At 74.8% G+C, this 17,985-nt stretch carries 16 protein-coding genes and 1 riboswitch; of the genes, 5 read left to right on the forward strand and 11 right to left on the reverse strand.

Translation table 11 applies throughout. The annotated features are described in order from the left end of the window. Positions 1-495: 495 nt before the first annotated feature. Together ACGH2B_RS20255 and ACGH2B_RS20260 are read right to left on the reverse strand one after the other, a co-directional pair. A complete protein-coding gene (locus ACGH2B_RS20255; protein WP_399091532.1) occupies positions 496-1,509 on the reverse strand; it encodes a CU044_5270 family protein in 1,014 nt (337 codons plus the stop codon). After that, entirely contained in the window at positions 1,502-2,041 is a 540-nt protein-coding gene (locus ACGH2B_RS20260) for an RNA polymerase sigma factor (RefSeq protein WP_399091535.1), read from the reverse strand. The genes ACGH2B_RS20255 and ACGH2B_RS20260 overlap by 8 nt, the downstream gene beginning before the upstream one ends. A gap of 105 nt (positions 2,042-2,146) precedes the next feature. On the opposite strand from ACGH2B_RS20260, the gene ctaD reads away from it, so the two are divergent. Further along, the gene (ctaD, locus tag ACGH2B_RS20265; RefSeq protein WP_399091538.1) at positions 2,147-3,796 is read left to right on the forward strand and encodes a cytochrome c oxidase subunit I; all 1,650 of its coding nucleotides are present in this window, start codon (positions 2,147-2,149) and stop codon (positions 3,794-3,796) included. Further along, positions 3,793-4,143 (forward strand): hypothetical protein, encoded by a 351-nt coding sequence (locus ACGH2B_RS20270; protein ID WP_399091541.1) that lies wholly within the window; start codon positions 3,793-3,795, stop codon positions 4,141-4,143. Before ctaD ends, ACGH2B_RS20270 begins: the two co-directional genes overlap by 4 nt. A 257-nt stretch (positions 4,144-4,400) precedes the next feature. Here the strand turns inward: ACGH2B_RS20270 and ACGH2B_RS20275 are convergent, their stop codons facing one another. The 4 genes from ACGH2B_RS20275 to ACGH2B_RS20290 form a co-directional block, all read right to left on the reverse strand. Then, complete coding sequence (locus ACGH2B_RS20275) at positions 4,401-5,078, reverse strand: hypothetical protein (RefSeq protein ID WP_399091544.1); 678 nt, start codon at positions 5,076-5,078, stop codon at positions 4,401-4,403. A gap of 301 nt (positions 5,079-5,379) precedes the next feature. Then, positions 5,380-5,874: a DUF6114 domain-containing protein gene (locus ACGH2B_RS20280; RefSeq protein WP_399091547.1), complete on the reverse strand. Its 495-nt coding sequence runs from the start codon at positions 5,872-5,874 to the stop codon at positions 5,380-5,382. Position 5,875: 1 nt separating this feature from the next. After that, positions 5,876-6,493, reverse strand: coding sequence for a DUF6230 family protein (locus ACGH2B_RS20285; RefSeq protein ID WP_399091550.1), 618 nt, complete (start codon positions 6,491-6,493; stop codon positions 5,876-5,878). 427 nt (positions 6,494-6,920) lie between these two features. Continuing rightward, positions 6,921-8,153 (reverse strand): cytochrome P450, encoded by a 1,233-nt coding sequence (locus ACGH2B_RS20290; RefSeq protein WP_399091553.1) that lies wholly within the window; start codon positions 8,151-8,153, stop codon positions 6,921-6,923. 334 nt (positions 8,154-8,487) lie between these two features. Between ACGH2B_RS20290 and ACGH2B_RS20295 the strand changes: the two genes are divergently transcribed. From ACGH2B_RS20295 to ACGH2B_RS20305, 3 genes are all read left to right on the forward strand, one after another. Beyond that, on the forward strand, positions 8,488-9,657 hold the full coding sequence (locus ACGH2B_RS20295) for a steroid 3-ketoacyl-CoA thiolase (protein WP_399091556.1): 1,170 nt from the start codon (positions 8,488-8,490) through the stop codon (positions 9,655-9,657). 68 nt (positions 9,658-9,725) lie between these two features. After that, complete coding sequence (locus ACGH2B_RS20300; protein WP_399091559.1) at positions 9,726-10,400, forward strand: HEAT repeat domain-containing protein; 675 nt, start codon at positions 9,726-9,728, stop codon at positions 10,398-10,400. Positions 10,401-10,404: 4 nt separating this feature from the next. After that, a complete protein-coding gene (locus ACGH2B_RS20305) occupies positions 10,405-11,457 on the forward strand; it encodes a HEAT repeat domain-containing protein (protein WP_399091562.1) in 1,053 nt (350 codons plus the stop codon). Positions 11,458-11,595: 138 nt separating this feature from the next. Here ACGH2B_RS20305 and ACGH2B_RS20310 read toward each other — a convergent pair whose 3' ends face one another. Genes ACGH2B_RS20310 through ACGH2B_RS20330 form a run of 5 tightly spaced genes read right to left on the reverse strand, consistent with a single transcriptional unit; the run spans position 11,596 to position 17,651 of the window. Beyond that, on the reverse strand, positions 11,596-12,621 hold the full coding sequence (locus tag ACGH2B_RS20310) for an ECF transporter S component (RefSeq protein WP_399091565.1): 1,026 nt from the start codon (positions 12,619-12,621) through the stop codon (positions 11,596-11,598). Then, positions 12,618-14,324: an ABC transporter ATP-binding protein gene (locus ACGH2B_RS20315; RefSeq protein WP_399091568.1), complete on the reverse strand. Its 1,707-nt coding sequence runs from the start codon at positions 14,322-14,324 to the stop codon at positions 12,618-12,620. Before ACGH2B_RS20315 ends, ACGH2B_RS20310 begins: the two co-directional genes overlap by 4 nt. Continuing rightward, complete coding sequence (locus tag ACGH2B_RS20320; RefSeq protein WP_399091571.1) at positions 14,321-15,757, reverse strand: energy-coupling factor transporter transmembrane protein EcfT; 1,437 nt, start codon at positions 15,755-15,757, stop codon at positions 14,321-14,323. The genes ACGH2B_RS20315 and ACGH2B_RS20320 overlap by 4 nt, the downstream gene beginning before the upstream one ends. Continuing rightward, on the reverse strand, positions 15,730-16,380 hold the full coding sequence (locus tag ACGH2B_RS20325) for an SCO2322 family protein (RefSeq protein ID WP_399091574.1): 651 nt from the start codon (positions 16,378-16,380) through the stop codon (positions 15,730-15,732). The genes ACGH2B_RS20320 and ACGH2B_RS20325 overlap by 28 nt, the downstream gene beginning before the upstream one ends. Next, complete coding sequence (locus tag ACGH2B_RS20330) at positions 16,380-17,651, reverse strand: prenyltransferase/squalene oxidase repeat-containing protein (RefSeq protein WP_399091577.1); 1,272 nt, start codon at positions 17,649-17,651, stop codon at positions 16,380-16,382. Before ACGH2B_RS20330 ends, ACGH2B_RS20325 begins: the two co-directional genes overlap by 1 nt. 192 nt (positions 17,652-17,843) lie before the next feature. Then, a riboswitch (cobalamin riboswitch) is annotated at positions 17,844-17,929 on the reverse strand. Positions 17,930-17,985: the final 56 nt, after the last annotated feature.

Here is a 17,985-nt window from a genome sequence, read left to right on the forward strand (position 1 = left end):
TCGCTCGCCTGCGCTCTCTGGGTCGACTACAAGAAAAAGTCCCGTCACGGGGTGACGGGCGAAAGTCGACCATAGGGGCAGACCCGGTCATCACGGACGGTGCACGGTTGACCGCGCAAGAGGTCGCCTACCCGCTCTCCGCAGGCCAAACGTGCCTTCGCGGGCCTTCCGGCGAGGTCCCGTGGTGTGAGCCATATCGCGGTGAGAGCCCGCAACCGCGCGCCGGGGTGACGCGGCCCACACGCGGTGCGCGCCCTTTCCGCGCCCGCTCCTCACACGCGCTTCTCCGCCCGCCGGACGACGTCACCGGGCAGGGCCGGTGACCCGCGCCGGACGACCCGCCGCCCGCCCGAGCGGGCCGTCGCACCGCCCCCGTACGCACGACCGGCGCGGCGGCCCGTCGGGCCACCGCGCCGGGGGATCGTCGCGTCACTCAAGGATCCGCCCGGTGCGCGCCGACCGCCACCCGGCCGACCGCCACCCGGGCGGCCCGGGTCACTCCAGCCACGCCTCGTACGACAGCACCGCACCGGCCGCCACCCGCGCGTCGGGGATGGCCGCCGTGGTCGTCGTCTCGTTGCCGAGGAGGCGGCCGGTCGCCGGGTCGAGGATCAGCATCTGGCGGATGCCGTCCATCGCCCCGGCGCGCCCGGTGCAGACGTACGCCTGCCCGGGGCGGCCCAGCCGGTCGGTGACCCGGCCCGCCGGGCGCAGATCGCGGGCGGTGGCGAGCAGCGCCACGACCGCGGCGTTCTCCCGCGGCCCCGGTGTCCACTCCTGACGGAACGCGGAGAGCGCCTGGAGCAACTGCGGCGTCCCGCCGTCGGCCCCGCCGTACAGCGCGCCGAGCAGCCGCCGCAGCGCCTCGGGGTCGTCGGGCGGCGGGGTCCGCGACGCCAGGCCGCCGCCGGACGCCTCGGCGCCCGCCGGGTACGCCACCCGGTGCAGCACCTTGCCGTCCTCGACGGTGCTGCGGCGGCCGTCGCCGGTGGTGTGGATCACCGGGCGGCCCGGATGGCGCGGATCGGTCGCCACCACCAGCTCGGTGCCGCTGCCGTCGGTGTTCCACCGGGTCAGCCGCTCCTCGGGCACGGTGACCGGCGGCGCGTCCGCGGTGCCGGTGCGGCGGTCCAGGTACCAGCTCTGCACATGGCTGCCGCGGCGCGGCCCGGCCGCCGGATCCGCCGCGTCCGCGTACCTCTCCGCGCGCCGCGCCAGCTCGGTCAGCGGCAGGGACGGGCCGCCGGACCGCACCTGGAGGGCGGCCGGGACGGCGGCCGCCGGGGCGGCGCCGGGCCCGGAGAGGGTGTAGGCGAGCACCGCGAAGAGGGCCAGCGCCGCCGCCTCGGCACGGAGTACCAGCCGGCGGCCGATCTGGCGGCGGCGGTTGCGGTACAGCAACTGGTTCAGGGCCCGCTCGGCCCGGTGGTCGAGGGGCCGCTCCCGCCACGGCCCGGTGTGCGCCGGCGCGGGGTCGGCCGAGCGCAGCAGCTCCAGTTCGTCATCCATCGCACTCGCCTCCTGCTCGCGCGGACACCGGCGTCCGCATCCGGTCGATCTGGGTACGGAGCCGCCCCCGCGCCCGGTGCAGCCGCATCGCCGCCGCGCCGCGGCCGCAGCCGAGGGTGACGGCCAGTTCGTCGACGGTCAGCTCCTCCCACGCCGTCAGCCGCAGCACCTCCTGGTCGGCCGGGGAGAGCCGGGCGAGCGCCTCGTGGACCCAGGAGCCGGGCCGCTCCGCGTCCGGGCTCTCCACCGTGCCCCTGCGGTGGGCGATCTCGTGGTTGCCCAGGCGGTGCAGGAGACGGCGGTGGCGGCCCTTGCCGCGCACCGTGTTGGCCAGGCAGTTGCGGGCCACCCCGTACAGCCAGGGCAGGGGGGAGTCGGGGAGGTCCGCGCGGCGGCGCCAGGCGGTGGAGAAGACCTCCGCGACTATTTCCTCGACCTCGTCCGCCTGCCCGTCCAGCCGTCGCGCCACGAAACGGCTGACCGCCCAGTAGTGGGCGCGGTAGGCAGCGGCGAAGGCTTCGTCCGTGCTCATGATCGGTTGGTGTCCGGCACGCCCCCGATCGTCACACGCCGCCGGGGTGATCCATCCCACGGCCCCGGCGGTGACGCGGGGCGGGGCGCCGGACACCTACCGGGCATGAGAACTCCCGTGAAGTGGCTGACGACCACGGACCACAAGGCGATCGGCACGCTCTATCTCGTCACCGCGTTCGCGTTCTTCTGCGTCGGCGGGGTGATGGCGCTGCTGATGCGCGCCGAACTCGCCCGGCCCGGCCTTCAGATCCTGTCGAACGAGCAGTTCAACCAGGCGTTCACGATGCACGGCACGATCATGCTGCTGATGTTCGCGACGCCGTTGTTCGCCGGATTCGCGAACTGGATCATGCCGTTGCAGATCGGCGCGCCGGACGTCGCCTTTCCCCGGCTGAACATGCTGTCGTACTGGCTCTATCTCTTCGGGTCGCTGATAGCCGTGGGTGGGTTTCTCACCCCGCAAGGGGCGGCGGATTTCGGCTGGTTCGCGTATTCGCCGCTCTCCGGGGCGGTCCGCTCGCCCGGTATCGGCGGCGATATGTGGATCATGGGACTGGCGCTCTCCGGATTCGGCACGATTCTCGGATCGGTCAACTTCATCACCACGATCATCTGCATGCGCGCCCCCGGCATGACGATGTTCCGCATGCCGATCTTCACCTGGAACGTGCTGCTGACCGGCGTTCTCGTCCTGCTCGCCTTCCCGGTGCTCGCCGCCGCGTTGTTCGCCCTGGAGGCGGACCGGAAATTCGGGGCGCACATCTTCGACGCGGCGAACGGCGGGGCGCTTTTGTGGCAGCACCTCTTCTGGTTCTTCGGGCACCCGGAGGTCTACATCATCGCGTTGCCGTTCTTCGGGATCATCTCCGAGGTCATTCCGGTCTTCTCCCGTAAGCCGATGTTCGGCTACATCGGACTGATCGCCGCGACGATCTCCATCGCCGGGCTCTCGGTGACCGTCTGGGCGCACCACATGTACGCCACCGGCGGCGTGCTGCTGCCGTTCTTCTCCTTCATGACCTTCCTCATCGCCGTGCCGACCGGCGTGAAGTTCTTCAACTGGATCGGCACGATGTGGAAAGGATCGCTCTCCTTCGAGACGCCGATGCTCTGGGCGATCGGCTTTCTCATCACCTTCGTCTTCGGCGGTCTGACCGGCGTCCTCCTCGCCTCCCCGCCGATCGACTTCCACGTCACCGACTCGTACTTCGTGGTGGCCCACTTCCACTACGTCATCTTCGGTACGGTCGTCTTCGCGATGTTCTCCGGATTCCACTTCTGGTGGCCGAAGTTCACCGGCAAGATGCTGGACGAACGGCTCGGGAAAATCACCTTCTGGACGCTGTTCATCGGCTTCCACGGCACCTTCCTCGTCCAGCACTGGCTGGGTGCGGAAGGCATGCTCCGCCGTATCCCGGACTATCTCGCGGCCGACGGCTTCACCACCCTGAACACCGTCTCCACGATTTTCTCCTTCCTCCTCGGCCTGTCCGTCCTGCCCTTCTTCCACAACGTCTGGCGGACCGCGAAATACGGGGAGAAGGTCGCGGACGACGATCCGTGGGGATACGGCCGTTCCCTGGAGTGGGCGACCTCCTGTCCGCCGCCGCGCCACAATTTCCTGACGCTGCCGCGTATCCGGTCCGAATCCCCGGCGTTCGATCTGCACCACCCGGAGATCGCCGCCGAGGACGACGCGCTGCGGAGCGGGGAGCGGGCGGCGTCGGTGTCCGGGCGGAGCGGCCGGGCATGAGCGGGACGACCGACGGGATGCGGACCGACGCGGCGATCAACGAGATCGAGGGTTTCCTGCTGTGGGAGGCGGAGAAGCGCCGGGCACGGAGCCGGGCGGAGGCGTTCTGCGCCGGGCTGCCCTGGCTCACCGAGGCCCAGCGCGCGGAGGTCGAACGGCACTACTGCCGCGACCGGACCGAGGTCTCCCGCGAGTGTCTGGAGCGGATCGCGGCCCGCGCCACCGAACTGCGCGCCGAGTACGAGGCCGTCCACCGGACGCTGCGGCGACGGCTGCTGACCGGGTACGCGGCGGGCACGGTCGCGGTGGTGACAGCGGCGGTGGGCTTCGTCCTGGGCGGTCGGTGAGGCGCCGGCCGGTGGAGGCGGCGGGTGCCGGTCCCGTGCGGCCCCGGGGCGGCGGTCCGGTTCCGTACGGACGCCGGGCCGCCGTCCCGCCGCCTCGCCGTCCCGCCGCCCCGTGGTGCCGCCGGTGGCCGTGGGGGAGCGGCCACCGGCGGCACCACCGGTGCGGTGCGTGGGCCGACCGGTGCGAGAGCGGTGCGTCGGCGGTGCGTCGGCGGTGCGGTGCTCAGCCGCCGAAGACGGTCAGCCGCCGGTGGTGCTCAGCCGCCGACGGTGATCTGGGACCCCGCGTCGGTGGTGTCGCTGACCGCGTAGGTGGCGTTGAAGTTCGAGCTGGTCGCGGTCGTCGGGCAGCCGAAGCCGCCCTCGACCTTCACCGGCACCGCCGCGTCGGTGAACTTCAGGGTGGAGGGCGCGCCGTTGGTCCAGGTGCCGTTGACGGTCGCCGCCGCCGTCGGCGCGGCGGTCACCGTACACGTCGCCAGCCCGCTGGTCTTCAGGACGAAACCGCCGGACGGCATGGCCAGCCCGGCGGTCGCCGGGGAGCCGTTCTGGAGGGCCACGGTCCAGTCGCCGGTCGTGGTGACGGTGGCGCTGACGCCCGGCATGCTCGTGGTGCAGGAGCTGTAGGTCGGCGCGGAGACGGCGCTGCTCACCGGCCCGGAGGCGTTGGTGTTGCCGGGCGCGGCGGGCACCTTCCCGGTGGCCTCGGAGGCGGTGCAGGTCACCGTCACCGACCCGGCGGAGAACGTCGCCGAGCCGGAGAGTTTCGCGGCGAAGGCGTGCCCGGCGGGCGTGACGGTGGTGGACGCGGCGGCCGTCCCCGGCGCGGGCGCCGGCTCGGCGGTCGCCGGTCCGGTCGCGGCGAACGTCAGCCCGAGGGCCGCCACGACACCGGCCGACGCGGTGAGCACGGTACGGGTCAGATGCTGGGACATCGCTGATCTCCTTCGTACGGGTGGGTGCCCGGAGAGTCCGGGCGGTGAGGGGGAAGTGCGGTGGTGCCATCCCGCGCGGCGGCGCACAGCGGCACGGCCGCGCGGCGCGGTGGGCGCGCGCGGGGGAGCCGCGCGCGGGGTGAGCGAGGTGGAACGGCAGCCGTACGGGGCCGGTCGGCCAGGGGGTGCCGTACGGAGAGGTCCTGCGGGGTACGGCGGCGCCCTGCGGGAGGTGCGCCGCGAAGGTGCGGGCATCCGCCGGGCCCGGTGCGGAGAGGTCCTGCGCGTCACTCCTGCCGGGCTACGGGCGGGACCTTCCGGGCGTCGGAGCCGGGCCCGCCGCCGTGCCTGCCTCCGGACCCGCCTCCGGACCTGTCTCCGGACCCGCCGCACCGGCGTCCTCCGCCCCGCCCGACGTGCCGTCCCCCTCCGCCACATCGGCGGTCACCGGCTGCCACGCGAAGATCAGCGCGCCGCCGAGGATGCCGAGGACGGTGCCGAGGAGGAAGCCGCCGAGGTTGGACATGACGAGTGCGGCGGTCGCGCCGAGGACGGTCAGGACGCCGGCGAGGGTCCGGTGCTGCGGGGTGAACCACGCCGACAGGCCCATCAGGATCATCACCAGCCCCATCAGTACCGACGGGACTCCGGCGATGCCCTGCTGGAGCATGATCTTCAGCGGGGCCAGCGGCAGGGCGCAGATCTCGGCCCCGGCGAGCGCCGCCGCCAGTCCGCCCCAGAAGGGACGGCTCCGGCGCCAGCGCCGCCAGCGGGCGCGGACGGTGGCGGCGCCCACCTCAGAAGCATTCCTTCGCGCCCTTGGAAATCTTCATGCTGAGCCCGGAGAGCCGGAATGTTCCGGCGTTGGTGGACCAGGCGGTCTGCCGCAGGTGGTTGATGGCGATGTCGTCGGCCTGCTGCGCGAAGAGGTCCTGGAGGCCCTTGGCGTCGGCCGGTCCCTTGCTCAGCGTCGAGGCGTCCCGGCCGATCTCGATGCCGTGGAAGGACGCGTCGCCGGAGAGCTGGGTGGCGTCGACGAAGAGGTTGGTCGCCCGGACGGGTTCGCCGGCGCCGGCGGTGAGGTTGAGCGAGATGTCGCCGAGAACCGGCAGGCGGGTGACGACCGACTGGCACAGGTGGTGCAGCTCAGCGGTCTTGATGGCGGTGACGGCGACCGGCAGCAGGTCGCCTCTCGCGTTGGTGTCCACGCTGCCGTACTGGGCGAATCCGTCGCCCGTGAGGCGGTCCGCGGACACTTTGAACTGCTGTCCCGAGACGGCGAACGAGGCGGCGAGCGCTCCGTTGGCGAGGGCGATGCCCAGGGCGGCGGTGGTGGCGACGGCCGGGACGGTCAGCACGGCGAACCGCCGCCAACTGATGCGTCCCGTGACATGTCTGCCGTGTGCGTCCTTCACGACGGATCCCCTTCGATGAGTGCGGTGGGTCGCGCTGTCGAACGTGTGGGGGGCGTGCCAGGTGCGGATGCGCGGTGTACGGTCCGGGCGCCGCGGCCGTCGGGCGGCGCGGGGCACGGGGGGCCGTGCGGCAAAACGGGAGCGGGACGGGGCAGGGCCTGTGGTCGGCGCACTGCCGTCGTCGCTGAACTACCGGTGTTACCGCGGGTGTTACCGGCGAGTTGAATGTAATTCCGCCGCTGTCCGCTGGCAAGGACACGCGTGCGACGGTTTTCGGCCGTCTGCGCGTCGGGGCGCCCGTGGCCCCGCGCCCTCGGGCGCCCGTACCGCCCGCCGCCCCGAGCGCGTACGGAGATCACCGCCCGGTGGCGTACGAAGACCCGCCGTCCCGGAGGCAGCGGGCCCGTCCCGTACGGCGGGGTGCCGGCTACGCGTAGCGCACCCGCATCTCCTTCACGCCGTTGAGCCACGACGAGCGCAGGCGCCGGGGGGCGTCGGTGAGGGCGATGTCCGGCAGGGTGTCGGCGATCGCCTGGAAGATCAGGTTGATCTCCAGGACGGCGAGGGACTTGCCGAGGCAGAAGTGCGGTCCGCCGCCGCCGAAGCCGAGGTGCGGGTTGGGGTCGCGGGTGATGTCGAAGACCTCGGGGCGCGCGAAGACGTCCGGGTCGTTGTTGGCGGAGGCGTAGAAGATGCCGACCCGCTGGCCCTCGCGGATCCGCGCGCCGCCCAGGGTGGTGTCCCGGGTGGCGGTGCGCTGGAAGGAGACGACGGGGGTGGCCCAGCGCACGATCTCCTCGGCGGCGGTGGCGGGCCGCTCGCGTTTGTACAGCTCCCACTGGTCGGGGTGGGTGAGGAAGGCGTGCATGCCGTGGGTGATGGCGTTGCGGGTCGTCTCGTTGCCCGCCACCGCCAGCAGCAGCACGAAGAACCCGAACTCGTCGGAGCCGAGGTTGCCGTCGTCCTCCGCGGCGACCAGCTTGCTGACGATGTCGGCGGCGGGGCACGCCTTGCGGTCGGCGGCGAGGTTCATCGCGTACGAGATCAGCTCCATCGCGGCGGTGGTGCCGACCTCTTCGGTGATGGCGAGTTCCGGGTCGTCGTAGGCGATCATCTTGTTCGACCAGTCGAAGATGCGGGCGCGGTCGTCCTGGGGGACGCCGATCAGCTCCGCGATGGCCTGGAGCGGCAGTTCGCAGGCGATGTCGGTGACGAAATCGCCGGAGCCGGAGCGGCGCGCGCCCTCGACGATCTTCCCGGCGCGCTCCCGCAGCGCGCCCTCCAGCGCCCGCACCGCGCGCGGGGTGAAGCCGCGCTGCACGATCTGCCGGACCCGGGTGTGCTCGGGCGGGTCCATGTTCAGCATGATCAGCTTCTGGACGTCGATCTGGTCGCGGGTCATGGAGTCGTTGAAGCGGATGATCGACGTGTTGCGGTGCGCGGAGAAGATGTCCGGTTTGGTGGACACCTCCTTGACGTCCTCGTGGCGGGTCACCACCCAGTAGCCGTCGTCGCCGAAACCGGCGATGTTGTGCGGCTGCGCGCACCACCACACCGGCGCGGTCCGCCGCAGCCGGGCGAACTCGGGGAGCGGGACGCGCGACTGGTAGACGTCGGGGTCGGTGAAGTCGAAACCCTCGGGCAGCGCGGGGCATGGCATCGGCGGCTCCTGATCCGGTCCGGCGCGGCCCGGCGGCCGGCCGTCGCGGGCCGGGTGACGCCGCCGCCACCACTGGTTCTGACGAGTCATCAGATGTCGCGGCGAAGGTAGTAACGAGTTCTACAAGTGGCAAGGGGCCCGGCGCCGGACGTTCGCGGGCAAGGGTGCCCCGGCGGCCAAATTCCGGCACGTACGGAGCGGACGCGGCACCTGCATGCCCCTTGCGCCGCCGGGGTACGGCTCATGAGACTGACCGCAGAACTAGAACGCGTACTAGTTCTTCTTCCGTGGGTGCCGCCACGCCCCGCGGACGCGAGGAGAGGACGAGTCAGTCATGGCCGCGGAACCCGTCATCGTCGAAGCCGTACGCACCCCCATCGGCAAGCGCCAGGGCGCGCTCGCCAACCTCCACCCCGCCTACCTCCTGGGCGAGACGTACCGCGAACTCCTCGGCCGTACGGGCCTCCAGCCCGACTGCGTGGAGCAGATCGTCGGGGGCACCGTCACCCACGCCGGCGAACAGTCGATGAACCCCGCCCGCAACGCCTGGCTCACCATGGGCCTGCCCTACGAGACCGCCGCCACCACCGTCGACTGCCAGTGCGGCTCCTCGCAGCAGGCCAACCACATGGTCGCCAACATGATCTCCTCCGGCGTCATCGACATCGGTATCGGCTGCGGCGTCGAGGCGATGTCCCGCGTACCGCTCGGCAGCGGCTCCAAGCACGGCCCCGGCAAACCCTGGCCCGACGAGTGGCACGTCGACCTGCCCAACCAGTTCGAGGCCGCCGAGCGCATCGCCCGCCGCCGCGGACTGACCCGCGAGGACGTCGACGCGCTCGGCGTCCGCTCCCAGCAGCGCGCCCGGGCCGCCTGGGCGGAGGAACGCTTCAAGCGCGAGACCTTCGCCGTCCAGGTCCCCACCACCGAGGAGGAACAGGCCGCGGGCCAGGGCATGTGGCGCCTCGTCGACCGCGACGAAGGGCTGCGCGACACCTCCATGGCGGCGCTCGCCGGCCTCAAGCCCGTCATGCCGCAGGCCGTCCACACCGCCGGGAACTCCTCGCAGATCTCCGACGGCGCCGCCGCCGTCCTGTGGGCCTCCAAACGCATGGCCCGCGCCCTCAAACTCACCCCGCGCGCCCGCATCGTGGCGCAGGCGCTCGTCGGCGCCGACCCGCACTACCACCTCGACGGGCCCGTCGACGCGACCCGCGCCGTCCTCGGCAAGGCCGGGATGACCCTCAAGGACATCGACCTCGTCGAGATCAACGAGGCGTTCGCCTCCGTCGTCCTGTCCTGGGCCCGCGTCTTCGACCAGGACCTGGAGAAGGTCAACGTCAACGGCGGCGCCATCGCGCTCGGCCACCCCGTCGGCGCCACCGGCGCCCGCCTGATCACCACCGCCCTGCACGAACTGGAGCGCCGCGACAAGGAGTTCGCGCTGATCACCATGTGCGCGGGCGGCGCGCTGGCGACGGGGACGATCATCCAGCGGCTGTGACGGCGCCGCGCCCCGGCTTGACCTTCACACCGTGCGAAGGTCTTGCCTGGGCCCCGGAGGTGGTCACGATGACCCTGCCGGAAACGGATACGGACACACCCGCGGACCGCGCCCTGAAGGCGCTGGCACACGGCGACGCGTCGGTACGGCTGCGCGCCGCGCTCACGGTCGGCACCGACCCGCGGCCGCCGCACATCGCCCCGCTGCTCGCCCGGTGCGCGATCGAGCCGGACTTCTCCGTACGGGAGATGCTGACGTGGGCGCTGACCCGGCACCCCTCGGACGCGACGCTCCCCGGACTCCTGGCGGAGCTGCGCTCACCGCGCGCCCAGGCCCGCGGCCAGGCGCTGCACACCCTGTCCAAGACCGGGGACCGGCGCGCCTGGCCCGCGCTCACCCGGTCCCTGCTGACCGACGCCGACGACGAGGTGGCCCGCACCGCCTGGCGCGCGGCGGTCGCCCTCGTACCGGAGGAGGAGGCACCGGAACTCGCCGCGGTGCTGGCGACGCAGCTCGGGCGCGGCGGGCGGGAGACGCGGCTGAGCCTGAGCCGGGCGCTGATCGCCCTCGGCGACGCCGGGACGTCGGTGCTGCGTGCCGCGGCGCACGGCCCCGACCCCCTGGTACGCGACCACGCCCTGGTCACGGAGGCGCTGCGGCGTGACCCGGACGCCGGGTTCGATTGCGCGGTGGAGGAGGCGAAGCGCATCGTGGCTCTCGGCACGGCCGGCCGGGAGGGGTGAGACGGTGCTGATCGGTGAGGTGGCGCGGCGCTCCGGGGTCAGCGCCCGGATGCTCCGGCACTACGACACGCTCGGGCTGCTGCGCCCGACGGGCCGCAGCGGCGCCGGGTACCGCGAGTACGCCGGCGACGATCTGCGGCGCCTCTTCCACATCGAGAGCCTGCGCTCGCTGGGGCTGTCGCTGCGGGAGGTCGGCCAGGTGCTGGACGGTCCCGGCTTCGCGCCCGCGGCACTCGTCGACGACCTCATCCGGCGCACCCGCGAACGTATCGCCGCGGAGACGGCGCTGCTCACCCGGCTCCGCCGGATCGGCGCCGCGGAGCCCGCCGACCGCGCGGACGTCCTGCGGACCGTCGCCCTCCTCCAGGAGCTGGGGTCGCCGAGCCCCGATCGCCGCCAACGGGCCGCCCTGGCCGTGGCGGCGGACCGCCCGGCACCGGTGGAAGCCCTGGTCGAGGCGGTGCTGAGCGAGCCGGAGCCGAATGTCGCCGGGGCCTTGAAATGGGCTCTGGCCCGTGCCGGGGACGGCGCGCCGCGGCTGCTGGCGAAGGCTCTCGACGCGCCCGGGGCCACCACCCGGCGGCGCGCCGTCCAGGCCCTCGCCGCGCTCCCGGACGCCGTGGCGCGCACGGAGCTGCGCGACGCCCTGGCCCACCCCGACCTCGCGGTCCGCCGGGACGCGGCCCTGGCGCTCGGCGCCCGGGGCCTGACCGAGGCGGTCCCCGTCCTCGTCGCCATGGTCGCCGAGGGCGCCAACGACGTGGACGCGGCCGACGCGCTGAGCGTTCTCGCGGCCGGTGCGCCGGTGGCCGAGGAGATCGCCGCCCGCCTCACCGCCCGTCTCGTCCCGGGCGGTGCGGGCGCCCCCGCCCGCCGCCGCCTGGCGCAGGCCCTCGCCGGTGTCCCCGGCCCCACGGCGTCCCGCACCCTCACCGACCTGACCCGGGACGAGGACCCCGGGGTGGCGGTGACGGCGCGGTACGTCCTGACGCTGCGGGAGCCGTCGCCGGGGGAGGAGGGGGCCGGGGGCGCGGGCCGAGCGGGCGGGGCGGGCTGACCGGGCGGGGCGGCGCCACGCGGTGGCGTTACGCCTCGCCCGCCGCTGCCCGCCGCTGTCCGCCGCGTCCGGCGGGCCGCGCACCGCCGGACGCCGTACGGAAGCCACCCCGTACGGCCCGCGCGCGGCACCCGCCCGTCACGCCTCGCCCGCCCCGCCTCCACCGGGCGCCGCGTGGGAGCCGGGGGCGCCCGCCGACGGTCCTGCCGCCGGTGATTCCGTGGGCGCGGCGGCTTCCGCGGGAAGGGCGGGCCCCGGGGGCGGGGCGGATCCCGCGTACGGAGCCGGTTCCGTTTTCGGATGAGTCCCCGCGTACGGCCCGCTCTCCGGCTCGCCGAAGGCCACCGGCACGTCGAACGTCGCCTTCCGGGTCGCCCGCCGCAGCGCCTTCAGCAGCGGGCCGCCGACCGTGAGGGTCAAGACCACCGTGACCGCCGCGCGCGGCAGGTCCCAGCCGAGGGAGGTGGCCAGGCAGTACGCCACGTACCGGGCGAGGTTGTCGGGGAGCGGGTCGCCGGGGACGAAGGAGACGCCGGAGGCCGGACCGGCGATGTAGGGCCAGCCCTGGAGGTTCATCACCAGGCCGTAGCCGACCGCGGCGAGCGCCCCGTACCCGGCGAGCAGGGCCAGTTCGCGGCCGCCGCGCAGCCGGTCGGGGCCGGGCAGCAGACCGGCGCCCATCGACACCCAGCCCATCGACAGCATCTGGAACGGCATCCACGGCCCGACGCCGCCGGTCAGCAGCGCGGAGGCGAACATCGCCACCGAGCCGAGGACGAACCCGAAGCCGGGTCCCAGCACCCGTCCGGCCAGCACCATCAGGAAGAACATCGGCTCGATGCCCGCGGTGCCCGCGCCGAGCGGGCGCAGCGCGGCGCCCGCCGCGGCGAGGACGCCGAGCATCGCGATGGCCTTGGCGTCCAGACCGGCGTCCCCGATCGTCGCGACCACCACGGCCAGCAGCATCGGCAACAGCGCGGCGAACAGCCACGGCGCGTCCGCGGAGTGCGCGAGCCCGGAGGCGGAATCGGCCAGCAGCGGCCAGCCGAACGCCATCACGCCGGTCGCCGAGACGAGTGCCAGCGCGACGACGGACCGGGGGCCGAGCCGTACCGCCCGCGCCTGCCGCCCGGTGCCCGTCGTCCGCTTCCGTACGGCGCTCACGGCGCGGTCTCCAGGGCGCGGGCGACCTGCGGCACCGTCAGCCACGGCAGCGGTGCGAGGACCTTCGCGACCTGCGGGGCGAAGGCGGGCGAGGACACCACGACCTCCTCGGTCGGCCCGTCGGCGACGATCTCCCCTCCGGCCAGGATGACGACCCGCCGGGCCAGTTCGGCGGCGAGTTCCACGTCGTGGGTGGCGAGGAGGATGCCGTGGCCCGCCGCGGCCAGCTCCCGCAGCATCTCGATCAGCCGCGCCTTGGCCGCGTAGTCCAGGCCGCGGGTCGGCTCGTCGAGCAGCAGCAGCGGGGGCCGCGCGGTCAGCACCAGCGCCAGCGCCAGCGCCAGCCGCTGCCCCTCGGACAGATCCCGCGGATGCGTCGCGTCCGTCACCCCGGGCAGCAGCCGTGCGACCAGCTTCCGGCAGGTGCCCGGCGCGGCGTCCGCGTCCCGGTCGGCGGCGGCGCATTCGGCGGCGACGGTGTCCGCGTACAGCAGGTCCTGCGGCTCCTGCGGCACCAGTCCGACGTGCCGGACGAGAGCGGTGGGCGCGGTGCGGTGCGGGACGGCGCCGCCGACGGTCACCGAGCCGGACGCCGGGGCGTGCAGCCCCACCAGGGCGCCCAGCAGCGTCGACTTCCCGGCGCCGTTGCGGCCCATCAGCGCGACGGTCTCCCCGGCGCCGACGGTCAGGTCGACGGCGCGCAGCGCTTCGGTACGGCCCCGGCGGACGGCCAGCCGCCGCACCTCGGCGAGCGGCGCCCCGGGGGTGGCCTCCGCGGCGCTCCGGTCGGCGGCGCGGCGCCGCAGCAGCCCGGTCCGCCGCGGACGGGCCGGGGGAGCGGCCCGCTCGGGCGGCGGCTGCGGGGCGTCGGTCCGCCGCGGCTCCGCCCCCGCCAGCCGCTCCCGCAGCGCGGGCGCGTGGCGGCGGGCGTCGCGGACCGACAGCGGCAGCGGCGACCAGCCGGCCAGCGCCCCCAGATCGACGACGGGCGGGCGGACGGGGGAGTGCGCCATCATCGCGGCGGGCGGGCCCTGCCGTGGTGCGGCGCCCGGCCCCGGCACCAGGATGACCTGGTCCGCGTACTGCACCACCCGCTCCAGCCGGTGTTCGGCCAGCAGCACCGTCGTCCCCAGGTCGTGGACGAGGCGCTGGAGTACGGCGAGGACCTCCTCGGCGGCGCCCGGGTCCAGCGCGGACGTCGGCTCGTCCAGCACCAGCACCTTGGGGTGGGCGGTCAGCACCGAACCGATGGCCACCCGCTGCTGCTGCCCGCCGGAGAGCGTGGTCAGCGCGCGGTCGCGCAGTCCGGCCAGCCCCAGCAGGTCCAGCGTCTCCTCGACCCGCCGCCGCATCACGCCCGGCGCGAGCCCCAGCGACTCCATGCCGTACGCCAGCTCGTCCTCGACGGTGTCGGTGACGAACCGGTCCAGCGGGTCCTGCCCGACGGTGCCGACCACATCGGCCAGTTCGCGCGGGGCGTGGGTGCGGGTGTCCCGCCCGGCGACGGTGACGCGGCCGCGGAGCGTGCCGCCGGTGAAGTGCGGCACCAGCCCGCACACCGCGTTCAGCAAAGTCGACTTACCGACACCGGAGGGTCCGACGAGCAGACACAGTTCCCCCTCGGCCACGGTCAGGTCCACCCCCCGCACGGCAGGCGCGGACGCCTCCCCGTAGGTGACCGAGACCTGCTCGAACCGGATCACTGGACGCGCTCCTTCGGGGGACGGACGGGGGAGAGGGGCCGGGCGTCAGGGGCGGGACGCTCCCGGCGGGGCGCCCGTCCGACGAGCCGGGCGGGGCCGGGGGCCGGGGGTGCGCATGGGGCCTCGGCCGGGGCGGTGCCCGAGTCGGGGGCCTCGGCCGGGCTCGCGTCCGCGTTGACGGCCGGGCTCGGGTCCGTGACCGGGGCTGTGCCCGAGTCCGGGGCTGTGCCCGAGCCTGGGGCAGAGCCAGAGCCCAGGCCCGCTCCAAGGCATTCCGCCCCGGCAGGCCGTCCCGCCCCGGCGGCCCCCTCCGTACCCTGCCCGGTCATATCCGCAGGCCGCGGCGCCACCCACGCCGGGAGCAGACCGACGAGGGCGGACAGGGCCGGCCACAGCGGCAGCCGGGGGGCGGTCAGCGGGACCGCCGGCGGGTGCAGGGCTTCGGGAGCGTAGCCGGCCGCCGTGATCAGCAGGGCGGCCACCGCCGCGCCGGAGCCCGCCACCAGCCAGGCCCGTACGCCCCAGCGTTCGGGCCGGTAGCGGGTGCGGACCGAGCGGCGGCCGCCCAGCCACAGGCCGGCCAGCGCCGCCGCCAGCCCGGCGAGCAGCAGCGGCAGGCCGAGGACCGCGCCCGCCTGCGCCAGCAGGCCGTACGTTCCGGCGCACACGCCCAGTAGACCGCCGAGGGTCAGCGCCGCCGTGATCCGCCGCACCGCGCGCGGTACCTCGGCGCGGCGGCCGTAGCCCCGCGCGTCCATCGCCCCGGCCAGCGCCACCGAACGCTCCAACGCGCCCTCCAGCACCGGCAGTCCGACCTGGAGCAGCGCCACGAACCCGCGGTCCGGGCGGCCGCGCAGCCGCCGCGCCGCCCGCAGCCGCCGCACATCGGCGACCAGATGCGGCGCGAACGTCATCGCCACCACCACCGCCACCCCCGCCTCGTACAGCGCACCCGGCAGCGACTTCAGCAGCCGCGCGGGGCTGGCCAGGGCGTTCGCGGCGCCCACACAGATCAGCAGGGTGGCGAGTTTCAGTCCGTCGCAGAGGGCGAAGACCATGCCCTCGGCGGTGACCCGGCCGCCGACCCGGACGCCCCGCGCCCAGTCGGGCAGCGGTAGTTCCGGCAGCGTCACCAGGACGTGCGTCCCGGGGATCGGTGAGCCCAGCACGAACGCGAACACCAGCCGGATGCCCAGCACCAGCAGCCCCAGCTTCACGAACGCGCCGTAGGACCGGGCCCACGGCGCGTCCGTCCGCCGCGCCGCCACCACATATCCGGCCACCGCGATCAGCAGCCCCAGCAGCAGCGGGTTGGTGGTCCGCGACGCCGCCGCGGCCAGTCCCAGCGCCCACAGCCACCAGGCACCCGCGTGCAGCGCCGTGCTCCGGGTGGCCTCCGGCGCCCTCATCCGCGACGGCGGCGGGCCTGCCACACCGCCGCCGCCCCCAGCGCCACGACCGCCGCGCCGCCGCCGAGCAGCCCCGCCGACGGACCGCCGCCGTCCGCCCCGGCCGACGGCTTCCCCGACGCCTTCGGTTCGCCCGCACCGCCGACCTGCTCCGCGCACCCGGCCTTCGGGTACTCGGCGATCCCGCACAGCATCCCCTGCGCGTCGTACCGCAGCGGCTCCGCCACCGCGGCCAGCGCCTCACCGGCCGACGCGTCCTCGGGCACCCGCGCGCACGCCGTCCGCTCCTTCGGCGGCCGCTCACCGCCGGGCGCGTCCGCCGCCGACCCGAAGTCGACGACGACACCGATCCGCTTCGTCCCGGACTTCTCCGGCGTACCGGCGCACAGCGTCTTGAAATCGGTGGCGGCGCGCGGCCGGGCCACCGCCGACGACTCGGCGCTGACCGTGAACCGGAAACCGGCCACCGCGCCGTCCGCGGGCCGCAGCGTCGCCGGACCCTGCGTCGCGTACGTCCACTTCCCGCCCGCGCCGTCCCAGAACGACCAGTACCGGTACGCCTGTCCCTGCGCCTGCGCCGGGCCCGCGAGCGGTACGGCCACCGCCCCGGCCAGCGCCAGCGCACCGGCCCACCGCGCGCCCCGCATCACTGCCCGCGCTTCCGGCGGCCGCTCAGCAGGAACCCGATGCCCGCACCCGCGGCGAGACCCACCAGGACCAGCCACCACGCGTTGATCGACCCGGTGTCCTTCTCCTCCGGAGCCGCCTTCTTTGCCGCGGTGGACGGCTTCGGACCCGTCGCGTTCAACGCCGCCACCAGGTCCGTACCGCCGAAGTCCCGCGGGTCGGTGCCCGTGGCGTGCGCCGCCAGCACCAACTGCGCCCACGCCGCCGGGCCCGCCTGCTTCGCCCACGCCGGGCCGTTCTTCTCCAGCCACGCCAGCGGTTTCGCCGCCGCCGCGCCGTGCCCGCCGGCGGCCAGCGCCACCACCGCGTCGGCGGTGTTGCCGACGTCCGGCTGCGGCTTCGCGCCCGGCATCGCCGACATCAGATGCTGCCCGCTGCCGTCCATCTCCCGTACCAGGTACGCGCTCGCGCCCGACGCGGCCCGCCGCCGCGCGTCCGTCCCCGCTCCGGACGGCTCCTTCTTCCCGTCACCGCACTCCGGCGCGGCCACCGGCGTGGCGGCGCCGGAGCCCGCCGCCGGGACGACGAAGCCCTTGCCGAGCGCGCCGGTCGCCGCGGCGGCCGAGGCGTCCGCGTTGGCCGCCGCGCCCTTCAACTGGAACGTGAACGCGCCCCGCTCGGCGGGCTTGACGGAGCACCCGAGCCGGAACGTCAGCAGTCCCTCGTACGGCGTGTGCCCCTTCGGCGACGTGACCTCCGCCGGGTCCTGGCCCGCCGCGGTGAGCGCGCCGATGACCACCGACGTCGAGTTGGCGTCGCTGGGCGAACCGGGCATCGACGGCCAGCCGCCGTCGTCGTTCTGCACCGACTTCAGCCAGCGCACCGCCTTCTCCACCGTCGCGTCGTGCCCGCCGAGCGCCGCCAGCGCCTGCACCGCCGCACCCGTCTGGTTGGTGTCCCGCATCGTCGCCGCGCCGCACGCCTTCGCGGTGTCGGCCCGGTACGCGGGGAACGCGCCGTCGGCGCACTGCTGCCCGGCCAGCCACTCCACGGCCGCCGCGGCGGGCTCCACCCGCACGGTGTGCTGGGCGAGCAGTGCCAGCGACTGCCGCCACACCCCGTCGTACCGCGGGTCACCGGAGCCGTACAGGCCCGCGGGCAGCTTCGTGGGGGACGGTGCCGGGGCGGCGGTCGCGGCGGGCGCGGTCGCCGCGACCGGGACCAGCGCCGCGGCGCACACCACGGCGGCACGGCGCACCAGTGCGGCGCGGGAAGGGGCCAGGGGGGCCATCGGCGGGTGCCTCTCAGTCGGATCGCTCGGGGCGTCGCGGGGCGGACGGCCGTGCTCGGCCCGCCATCCGCGCGACGGCCGGGGCCGCAGGCGAAGGGCACCGGGCTCAGCTCCGTATACCTCGACGGTGCCGCCACCGTCCCGGCCGCTGCGCGCGGCCCGTCCGACGGCGGGAGCCTGTCGCGCCCCACCGGGTGTTCCGGCTCGTGCGGACGCGCCCACGGCGTACGTCCGCCCTGACGGTTGCGGGTCAGCGCCGGATTTCCACCGGCTTCCCCCGATCGGGCACACATGGAGTTGTCCGCACATTTTAGCGGTCACCCGGCCGGAATCC

The organism is Streptomyces sp. BBFR2 (assembly GCF_044497305.1).
Taxonomy (GTDB): Bacteria; Actinomycetota; Actinomycetes; order Streptomycetales; family Streptomycetaceae; genus Streptomyces.